This window comes from Streptomyces himastatinicus ATCC 53653 (genome assembly GCF_000158915.1).
Lineage (GTDB): Bacteria > Actinomycetota > Actinomycetes > Streptomycetales > Streptomycetaceae > Streptomyces > Streptomyces himastatinicus.
This window is the reverse complement of record NZ_GG657754.1, coordinates 9,510,496-9,520,101: the sequence shown is the minus strand read 5'-3', so window position 1 is coordinate 9,520,101 and position 9,606 is coordinate 9,510,496. Positions and strand designations below refer to the sequence as shown.

At 72.1% G+C, this 9,606-nt stretch carries 7 protein-coding genes and 1 pseudogene; 7 read left to right on the top strand and 1 reads right to left on the bottom strand.

Going from position 1 to position 9,606, the window contains the following annotated elements; translation table 11 throughout:
* On the bottom strand, positions 1 to 747 hold a 747-nt coding region (locus SSOG_RS40240), incomplete at its 3' end, for a helix-turn-helix transcriptional regulator (RefSeq protein ID WP_039942560.1).
* Positions 748 to 862: 115 nt separating this feature from the next.
* Between SSOG_RS40240 and SSOG_RS40235 the strand changes: the two genes are divergently transcribed.
* From SSOG_RS40235 to SSOG_RS57695, 7 genes and pseudogenes are all read left to right on the top strand, one after another.
* Positions 863 to 1,249 (top strand): VOC family protein, encoded by a 387-nt coding sequence (locus tag SSOG_RS40235; protein WP_009720066.1) that lies wholly within the window; start codon positions 863 to 865, stop codon positions 1,247 to 1,249.
* Positions 1,250 to 1,305: 56 nt separating this feature from the next.
* A pseudogene (locus tag SSOG_RS58700) lies at positions 1,306 to 1,539 on the top strand (phosphatase); the annotation flags it as partial.
* A 504-nt stretch (positions 1,540 to 2,043) separates the two neighbouring features.
* Positions 2,044 to 4,005: a hypothetical protein gene (locus SSOG_RS40230; protein ID WP_245606487.1), complete on the top strand. Its 1,962-nt coding sequence runs from the start codon at positions 2,044 to 2,046 to the stop codon at positions 4,003 to 4,005.
* A gap of 1 nt (position 4,006) precedes the next feature.
* The gene (locus SSOG_RS40225) at positions 4,007 to 5,278 is read left to right on the top strand and encodes a TRAFAC clade GTPase domain-containing protein (RefSeq protein WP_050800125.1); all 1,272 of its coding nucleotides are present in this window, start codon (positions 4,007 to 4,009) and stop codon (positions 5,276 to 5,278) included.
* A 91-nt stretch (positions 5,279 to 5,369) separates the two neighbouring features.
* Positions 5,370 to 7,754 carry a GTPase-associated protein 1-related protein gene (locus SSOG_RS40220; protein ID WP_281048211.1) on the top strand — a complete coding sequence of 795 codons (2,385 nt, stop codon included), beginning with the start codon at positions 5,370 to 5,372 and terminating at the stop codon, positions 7,752 to 7,754.
* Entirely contained in the window at positions 7,751 to 9,376 is a 1,626-nt protein-coding gene (locus SSOG_RS40215; protein WP_009720061.1) for a TRAFAC clade GTPase domain-containing protein, read from the top strand. Before SSOG_RS40220 ends, SSOG_RS40215 begins: the two co-directional genes overlap by 4 nt.
* Positions 9,377 to 9,437: 61 nt before the next feature.
* Positions 9,438 to 9,569 (top strand): hypothetical protein, encoded by a 132-nt coding sequence (locus SSOG_RS57695; protein WP_281048161.1) that lies wholly within the window; start codon positions 9,438 to 9,440, stop codon positions 9,567 to 9,569.
* Positions 9,570 to 9,606: the final 37 nt, after the last annotated feature.

The following is a 9,606-nucleotide window of genomic DNA, read 5'->3' as shown; positions in this document are numbered from 1 at the left end:
GGCCGTCCCCTGGATGCGGAGCGTCACCCGATGCCGGTACGGCGCCGTGGCGAGCCCTTCCAGGACGCGCCGCGCCGGGTCGGGCCCGGCGGGCGGCTCGAACGAGCCGGGCAGGGTCCGCGCATCCGCGATGCGGTCCAGCCGGAACGTCCGGTCCTCGCCGATCGCGGCATCCGCGCCGGTCACGTACCACTTGCCCGCGTGGGCGACGAGCCCGTACGGGTGCAGCGTGCGCTCGCTGGGCCGTCCGTCGGCTGCGGTGTACCGGATGCGGACCGGCCGGTGGTGTCGTACCGCGTCGGCGATCGCCAGCAGGACCGGGGCCTGCGGTGCGGCCGACGCGCCGGGCGGAGCCGTGAAGGTGAGGGAGTCGAGCACCGCGTCGAGTCGTCGGCGCGGCCGCTCGGGCAGCACCCGGCGGATCTTGGCCGCGGCGGTCTCGCCCGCCGTGCCCGTGGCGGTCATCAGGCCGCTTCGCCGCCCGGCGGCCAGTCCGAGCAGCACGGCGAGCGCTTCGTCGTCGGTCAGCATCAGCGGAGGCATGCGGTATCCGGGAGCGAGCCGGTAGCCGCCGTAGCGGCCGCGCACCGACTCGACGGGCACATCGAGGTCGACGAGGTGGTCGGCGTACCGCCGCACCGTGCGCTCGTCCACGCCGAGCCGGTCGGCGAGTTCGGCGACGGTGCGGAGGCCGCCCGACTGGAGGAGCTCCAGCAGGGTGAGCACACGGGCGATGGGTCGGGGCATACCGGCAAGTCTCCCTCGGATACCGGGCGGGTTCCGCCCGGTATCCGCCGTAGCGTGCGGTCCGAAGCACCGAACGACACACCGCACGACGCACCGAACGGCCAGGAGAGAACCCATGGACTTCGTCTCGATCCGCATCATCACGGGCGACATCGCCCGCCTCGTCGGCTTCTACGAACGCGCCACCGGAGTGCGGGCGAGCTGGGCCACCGAGGACTTCGCCGAGCTGAAGACCGCCTCGGCCACCCTGGCGATCGGCAGCACCCGCACAGTCCCGCTGTTCGCGCCCGGCTCGTCCCGTCCGGCCGACAACCGCAGCGTCATCCTGGAGTTCCAGGTGGACGACGTGGACAGCGTGTACCGGAATCTGAGCGACTTCGTGCGGGACGTCGTCAGGGAGCCCACCACGATGCCCTGGGGCAACCGCGCGTTCCTGTTCCGGGATCCGGACGGCAACCTCGTCAATTTCTTCACGCCCGCCGCCCGCCGTATACCCGGATAAGCGCTGCGGATCGGCCTCGACCAGGCGGTGGCCGGGGTGGGCGGGCTCGGTGGCATGCCCATCTGCCGACGGCTTCGGGCAAGCAGGCCTGGGCCTTCCTCCCCCTGATCGTCTCCGATGACGCCATCGACTACTGCTCCGTCTCGTTCGACCATCCGCGCACCCTCTCCGGCGAGGAGCGCACACTGCTGACGGCCCTGGGCGGGCTGGCCGCCCAGGCCCTGGCACGGGCCCGCCTCTACGACGCCGAGCACCGGCACGCCCAGGAGCTCCAGCGCGGGCTGCTCCCACCCCGGGCGGCCCGACAGGCCCGCGCCCACGTCCGCGGCCAACTCGCCTACGGCAGCCCGGCATCTGGGCGGAGCAGCTCCTCACCTGAACCGCCCCCCGGCTCGCTCGTCGGCAGCCCGGGGCATGACGCCCTGTCGACTCGCCCGGAGCACATCTCCCGGAGGGCCTCCCCCCGTAGGCATGAATCTGCTGCGATAATCATTCGCGTAGGACAGCTGTGAGCGGGGGGACGGACAGTGGGGCTGGAGTTCGGGCATCGCCTTGGGCTGCCTGGGGCCCTGTCCGCGTTACCTCTGTCACCGCTCGTGGATGGCTATCAGGAGCTCGTCGCCCGGCAACGTGCCTTGGGCCTGAGCCACATCGGCCAGGCACTGGCCCCTGCCGGTGCACGCCTGCGTGTGCTCGACGGAGTGTTCGTGTCGCGTGCACCGCGCGGCTGGACGCATGTGAACAGTGCCGAGTTGCGGAGATCCGCCGCTGAAAACCCCGTCACGGAAGCGCTCGTGCAACGGGTGGCGGAGCTGTGCGACCAGGATCCGACGGCGCTGCGGCGCGTACTGCTCTATCAGCTGATCGAGCTCTTGCAGGGCCATCCGCAAGGAGGTCGGGCGGCCACGGCGGTCTCCCTCGGGGTGGACGCGGGAGAGGCCCCGGCCCTGGTCCACGCAGCACGTATGCGTCGTCGGCTCAACTCGAAGGAGCGGGAAGCCGCTGAGGAGGTGCAGGACGCGTGGGCGCTCAGGCACATCCGTCGAGCCGCTCGGCTCGCATCCCTGCTGCCAGCCGACGGCGGGCGGGACCCTCTGCTCGCGAACCATCTGATACACATCGCCAACCTGGCGAAGGAAACGGACACCCTTCTCGTCGCAGCCCAGAGACGCGAAGGGGAAGGTGACGTAGAAGCCGCCGGCGAGGCATACCTCAGGGTCTCCCGGCTCGCGGCCGACTCCGGGCGTGCGCTGCGCGGACTGGTCCGTACGCACCGACCGGCCGAGGGGGCATCGGCGCCGCTGACCGCCGAGCTCACCCCCGAAGCGGTAAAGCTGGCCTGGGCGAACACCATGGACGACACAGAGGTCACGGCCTGGCGGGTCATCAGGCTCGAGCGCTTGCCGCGCCACGGTCCGGCGCCCATCACCGAGATCCAAGGCCGGACGGCCTCCAGGTCCGCCCAGGACGCCCGGCCCCCTTTCGGCTCGGAAGTACGGTATGCGGCCTTCCCGCTGAGTGATGGGTTCGTCGACGGTCCGCCTCTCGTCTCGCAACCGCTGCTCCTCACACCCGAGGTATCCGATCTGCGGCTGGTCGACGGCAGGGAGCGCGTGACGGCCACCTGGACACGGCCTCCGGGTGCCGCCCGCGTCGACGCCGGTGTGACGGGGCCTGACGGCGGTGGGGTCGAGACCGCGGTCGGAGAGGGCGGATTCGCCGTATGCGGGCTGCGGGACGGCACATACCGGGTGCGGGTCAGCTGCCGCTATCGCACCGCGGACGGCCGGGAGGTGAGATCACCGGGCCTTGAAGAATCCGTCACCGTGCACCCCTGGCCGTCGCCGGTGCACGACCTCACCGCCACGGCTCGGGACGGAGGCGTGGCCTTCTCCTGGACCGGTGGCGAGGACGCCGAGGTACGGCTGGTCGAGTGGCCTGGGGGAGCACCGACGTCAGGCACCGAACTACAGCTCACCACATCGGAGTTGCCGTCTCCGCTGCCGTGGCGGGAGACGGCATCCGGGGTGCTCGTCCCCCCGCCCGGAGCCCTCGTGTGCGTCACGGCCGTGGCCGTACGCGGTGAGCGCGCCCTGGCCGGGCCGAGCGTACGCATCGAAGCGCCTCCCCCGGTCACGGCGATGGCTGCCGAGCGCATCGCCCACGGTCGCGCCCGCATCACCTTCGACTGGCCGACGGGCGTCAGGCAGGTGACCGTTTCCGCGGAACAGGAGGGACGCTGCACCGAGCATCGCGTCATGCGCAGCGGGTACCTCCGCGAGGGCCTGACGGTGCCGGTCGGCCCGTCCGGAGTCCGGCTGACCGCGTCTGCCGCGGCCAGTACGACGGATGCCGTCCTCGTCCCTCCCGCACCCACCGCGACCGTGCTGCCTGCCGACGCCGCCATCGCCTACCGCGTTGCCCCCGGTTCCCGCCGGGCCCTGCGCAGAAGCCCTCCCACCGTGCGCGTCACCCTGTCTTCCTCCGCCGATGGACTCGCCGCAGATCTGCCGGAGTTCGTACTGGTCGCCCGCCCGAGCACCGGTTCGTCGCCGATCCGACCACGCGACCCCGCAGACGGCACGACCGTGTTGCGCCTGAGCGGCGAGGAATTGCACCGCGCGCGGAGCATCGAGCGCGAGATCGGCAGCGATGTCTGCCGTCCCCCGTACGCTCTGCGTGGTTTCCTCCTCGGCGCGAAGGCCGCGTCCGTACGTCTGGAAGAACCCTCCCCTGCGACTCTGGTGGTTCGCTGACATGACGACTGTCATCTGCCCCTACTGCTTCGACCGCGCCCAGGCCGCGCGGCTGCCGTACCGATGTCTGATGACCGCGACCGGTGTACGCGGAGGCAAACCCTGCGATCCGGAACGCGACGACGTCTGGGCCGAGTTCATGGGTCCGAGCGTGCCACCGGCGCTGCGGATGCGTGGCCCGGTCTTCACGCCGCCCCGCACGCTCGGCGGGATGCGCGGCAGCTCGCGCGTGGCCTGCCCCGGCTGCGGGGTGTCCACGCCCGTACGGGTCTGCCGCCGCTGCCACAGCGACTTCCCCAGCGACTACTGCGACCAGGACAGTCGCATCATCGCGCTGGTCGGCGCGAAGGCATCCGGCAAGAGCACCTATGTGGGGGTGCTCGTCAACGAGCTGCGTCACAGGGTGGGGCGCGCCTACGACGCCTCGCTCGCCGCCATGGGGAGCGACACGCAGCGCCGCGACCGGGAGCTGGCCGAGGACCTGTACGACCGGCTGCGGCTGCCCGAGGCCACCCGACCGGCGGCCATGGGCTTCAACGACCCGCTCCTGTACCGGCTGAGCCTCCCGCGGCGAGGACGGTTGAGGGAGGGCAGCCGCCACACCGCGCTGGTGTTCTTCGACGCCGCGGGCGAGGACCTGGGCAGTGCCGAGGCGATGGACCGCTACACCTACTATCTCCGCGCCGCCGACGGCATCATCCTGCTGGTGGATCCGCTGCAACTCGGCTCCGTACGCGATCAGCTGGTGCCGGGTGAGGGTCCCCCGCTGCCCACCGTCGAGACACCCCCGCAGCAGATCGCCGCGGATCTCGCCGCACAGCTGCGCGCCCATGGCCGCGGCGGCTCCCGCGGACGGGTCACCACTCCCATGGCAGTGGCCGTGACCAAGACCGACATGCTGCGACCGCTGCTCGGCACGCACTCGCCCCTGCTGCGCAACGCCTCGCACCACGACGGAATCCTCGACGAAGACGGCCGACTGGCCGTCCACGAGGAAATACGCACCCTCATGGAGGACTGGGATTCCGGTGCGCTGCGCCGACAGCTGGAGCGGGACTTTGCCCAGCTGTCGTTCTTCGGGCTGTCGGCGCTCGGCGCCCCTCCCCCCGCACAGGCTCCTTCGGACGCACCCAAGGCGGGGCCGCAGCCACTGCGCGTCGAGGACCCGCTGCTGTGGCTGCTCGGGCGCCGCGGGCTCCTGCCCGTGAGTAAGCCGGGGAAGCCAGGAAAGGCCGAAGCCGGAATCCGCGGAGCCGAGGAGGCCGGAGCATGAACCTGGGGACAGCTGCACTACACCTCGGCACCGCCGGGACGCGACGGCTCCGGGTTCCGGTTCACCGCGGGTCCCCCCCCGGGGGGCCGTCATCGCTGCTTCAGGGAAGGCCGGAGCAGCTGATCGGAATACGAGCCGGCCGCGCAATGCCCCGCCGCGTCCCACAGACTCCGAACTGGCCGCGTTTCCAGAGGCGTTCAGCTACAGCGAGCTCTCCGACGGCAGTCGGCTGCTGTCCCGTACCGTCTACACGGGAGCCGACTACAGCGGGCGCTGGGGCAACTTCCATGCCCACGCCGTGCATCTTCCCGCAGGCGCGTCCCTCCCGGGCGACGCACTGCCCATCACCGCCTGGGGCGCCCCGCAGTGGGCCACAGGAACTCCGGACGGCGGGGTACCGGAGCCGCTGAGCGAGCTGCCGGTTTCGGGGCGCCTGGACCGGGACGGCCTGATCGCGTTCGCGGCCTCCCGCGCACCGTGGCTCGCGGGCTTCTTTGCGGATCTGCGCAGGTTGAGCCAGGACGACTCGGCACCACAGATCATCCTCGTCGAGCGGGACAGCGCCGATGTGGCTCGGTGGATCGCCCTGGCCAGCACCGTGCTGCCGCGCGAAGACGCCCAACGGCTGACGTTCACCACGTACACCCGACGGCCGGAGCTGGCACGGCAGCACATCATCGGCGTCCTACCGGCGGACAAGCGGGGTCCGGCCGGTTACGACCACCGTTACCGCATGTACGACTGCGCGGGCGAGGAGCCCCGGGAGCCGGTGACCGATACCTGGGCGCAGGCGGCCGCAGGCGTCTGGCAGGGCCGTGCCCCCGAGCTGTTCAAGGAGGCGGCCGCGCTGCCGGGCGGCCAGTTCGCCCCGGGCCCGCTCGCCGCGGTCGCGCTGTGCGCGGGGCTCGAGCTCGGGGCCGCCGGGCGCACCGAGGCGGCGGCGTGGGCACACGGCCACCGGGAGGCCCTGGGCGGCGACCGGCTGCACCGTCTGGTGGCCGCGCTGTGCGCTCCCGCAGCGGACCGGACCGATGCCGAACGGGCTGCCCTGACAGGGTTGTTTTCGGTGCTGGACGGCCGAGTGCCGGCTGCCGCCACCGCGCCGCTCGCCGCGCTGGTGCTCACCGAGGCCGTCCGCTCGCCCGGACCGGGCCCGGAGATCGAAGGCCTGAGGCCCGACGCCCTCACCGAGGAGGTCCGGCGACGTCTCGCCTCCGAGCTGGCCCACGACCTGCGCTCGGGCCTCGCGGACACCGGGCAGGGCGCTTCCCGGACCGCCGGGTTGCTGCGCATCGCGGACATGCTCGGCGTGGACTGCTCGGACCTGCTGCCGGAGGTGGCACGCAGGCTCGCCCACGCGCTGCTCGCCGATCCGGAAGGGACGTACACCCCCACCGTGCGCCTGGCGCTGGAGGAGCAGTTCACGCTGCACACCACGCTGCTCGGCAAGCTCGACGACCTGGCCGCGGGGGACCCGTCCGCCGCCGCCCGGCTGCTCACCCGGATACCGCTGCGCTTTGCGGACAACCAGGCCCTGCCCCACTTGCGGATGTGTGCCGAGGCCGCGCGGGCGACGGCGGGCGGTGGCGACCGTGTCGTGGCACTGAACGCCGTGCTGCACGCCGGCGGGCTCTCGCTGTTCACCGAGCCGCTCGTCCTGCGTACCGCGGTCCAGCTCGTCTGGGAGGGCCACACGCCGACCGCCGGGGAGGCGCGGCTGATGCTCGTCGAGATCGGGTCCGACCCCCACCGCGCGGCGGGGACCTGGTCCGCCCTGGTCAAGGCCGCACTCCACGGACCGGCGGACGATCCGGACGTACCGGATCTCGCCCAGGATCTGCTGCGCTGCTTCACCGAGGATCTGGCTCCGCGTGAACGCTCGTCCCTGCTCCTCCTCGAACTGGCGCGCGACCTTCGCGACGGCTCGGCGAGCGCGGGCTGGACCGACCGGGCACTGTCGCTGCGGGCCGTGGCGGAACCGGTGGAACCTACCGTGCTCGAGCACGCCTTCGGGGCGCTGGCGAGCCGACTGCTGTCCGAGCACCGTCCGGAGGGCGAGGTGTACGCGCTGATCCACAGCGGCGACCCCGGTCTCTTCGCCGCGTACAGCCAGTGCGCGAAGTCCGAGCGGGTACGGGACCGGCTGCGCACCCGGCCCGCGTACGTGGCCGACTGCTTCACCGCCTGGAGCTCGCACCCCCAGGCGAGCGAGGCCTGGCAGAAGACGCGCACAGCCCTGCTGGACTCGGTGCTGCGTCCGGTCGTGCGGGGCTTGCCCGACAGCGACATCGCCCTGGTCGAGCGCTGTCTGGAGGACACGGGTACCCGCTGGGCGGAGGAGTTCCGGACCTGGAACCGGCCCGGGGCGTTCGGCCGGATCAGCCGTCGGCTGACCGGTCGGCGCCGCAAGGACGCGGCGGACGGACACCGCTGGGGCGACGTGGAACCGCCGCGGAAGGGCGGTAACCCATCATGAACCTGGAGTACATACTCTTCCTGGCGCTACGGGCGACCGGCCTGGTGGCGGTGGCGCTGTGCGTCGGCTACACCTTCTGGCGGTTCCTCGGCTTCTCGCTGTCGACCGCCGGAACCGTATTGGGTCCCCGCCAGGCCGGAGTGCCGGACCCGAGGATCGAGCGCGTCGGGTCCGGCGAGCCTGCCCATCGCGCGTACTGGTGGCGGCAGATGTGGCTGGACACCTGGTCGGCGGCGTGCGCCGCCATGCTGAGCATCTGGTACCGACTCACCACCGACTGGCTGAAGCGCTCGGTCACACGACTGTTCCAGGGCCGCCGGCCGGAGACCGGTGTACGGGGCGAGAACCGATTCACCCGCTGCGTCATGCGGGCCGTCGCTCCGGGAACGGCCGTCGGAGCGGCCATGGGAGCCCTGTCGGCGGCACTGGTGGTATCGGTGTCCCTCGCCGTCCTCGGACTGCTGTGCGGCGCTGTCTGGCTGTCGGCGGCATCGGCCGTCCTCATCCTGCGCGGTGCGGACAGCCTCTGGGCAGCGGTCCGCCGGGGCCGGATGAAGTGCCCGTACCCCGGCTGCTACCGGCCGTTCCCGCTGGCCGTGCACCGCTGCCCGAACTGCGGTGAGGCCCATTCCGAGCTGCGCCCCGGCCGGTACGGCGCGCTCTGGCACGTGTGCGTCTGCGGTCGGCGCCTCGTCACCACGTTGCTCGCGGGCCGGCAGCGCCTCGCCGCCCGCTGTCCGCACTGCGACCAGCAGCTGCCCGAGGCGGTCGGCAGCACCCGGGTAGTGCATGTGCCGATTGTCGGCGGCACCTCCTCCGGCAAGACGATGCTGATGGCAGCGATGGTGGCGGGACTCGAGTCCTGGGCGCAGCGAAGCCGGCTGAAAGTGGAATTCGCCTCCCGGACCGACTCCCAAGACGCCGGGACGCTCAACCAGCAGCTTCGGCAGAGCGGCTGGGCCCTCAAGACACAGGGCGGGCAGCCCCGGGCGTTCATGCTGATCGTCCGCCACGGCAGGCAGCGGCGGCTGCTCTATCTGTACGACCCGATGGGCGAGTCGCTGCGTGACGCGGGCTCGGTGCGGGAACAGCAATACCTGGCCCACTCCGACGGGGTGGTCCTCGTCGCCGATGTCCTCGCGGAACCAGAGGTGCGTCGGCGGCTGAGGGGGTCCGACGCGGAGCGCGCGGACGCGGCACGCCCGGCGGAGCAGGGGCCGATGGACACGTACCAGCGGCTGACCGGCGAGCTGTCGGCGCTCACCGGGCGGCGCGGGCGCCTGCCGGTGGCCACGGTCGTCACCAAGCGGGATGTGCTCGACCAGATCAGCTCACTGCCTGTGCCGGGGGCCGGGATCGACGGGTGGCTTTCGGACATCGGTCTCGGGGCGCTGGTCCGCGGTCTGGGGCACGACTTCGGGACCGCACGCTACTGGGCGGTGAGCGCACACGCCGCCACCGGCGCCGGAGCGCTGGACAGTGAACAGCGCCGGGCGGCGGAGCCGGTGCTGTGGGTGCTGGCTCGCTCCGGACTGCGTGTCAAGCGTCTCCTCGCCGACCCGGCAGGCACCAGGGCCCCGGGGCCAGTTGAGGTGCCGGTACCGGATCGGTCGGGGCACTGAGGCCCCGCACGGCAAGCGATGTGGGGAATCACCATGCGAACGAACGGAGATCGGGGGCGGGATGACAACAGTGACACGGCACATCGCGCGGTGGCGCAGGCTGCTGCTCGGCCTGCTGTTCACGGCCATGGCGGCAACGGTGGTCTTGGCCGTGGCACTGGCCCGGTACCTGGTACATGAGCTCGGCGGCTGACACCGGTCCGGGCGGGAACGACGAAACGAAAGGGACA

Coding starts and splice junctions, on each gene's coding strand:
- SSOG_RS40235 (WP_009720066.1), top strand. CDS start 863: ATGGACTTCGTCTCGATCCGCATCATCACGGGCGACATCGCCCGCCTC.
- SSOG_RS40225 (WP_050800125.1), top strand. CDS start 4,007: ATGACGACTGTCATCTGCCCCTACTGCTTCGACCGCGCCCAGGCCGCG.
- SSOG_RS40215 (WP_009720061.1), top strand. CDS start 7,751: ATGAACCTGGAGTACATACTCTTCCTGGCGCTACGGGCGACCGGCCTG.
- SSOG_RS57695 (WP_281048161.1), top strand. CDS start 9,438: ATGACAACAGTGACACGGCACATCGCGCGGTGGCGCAGGCTGCTGCTC.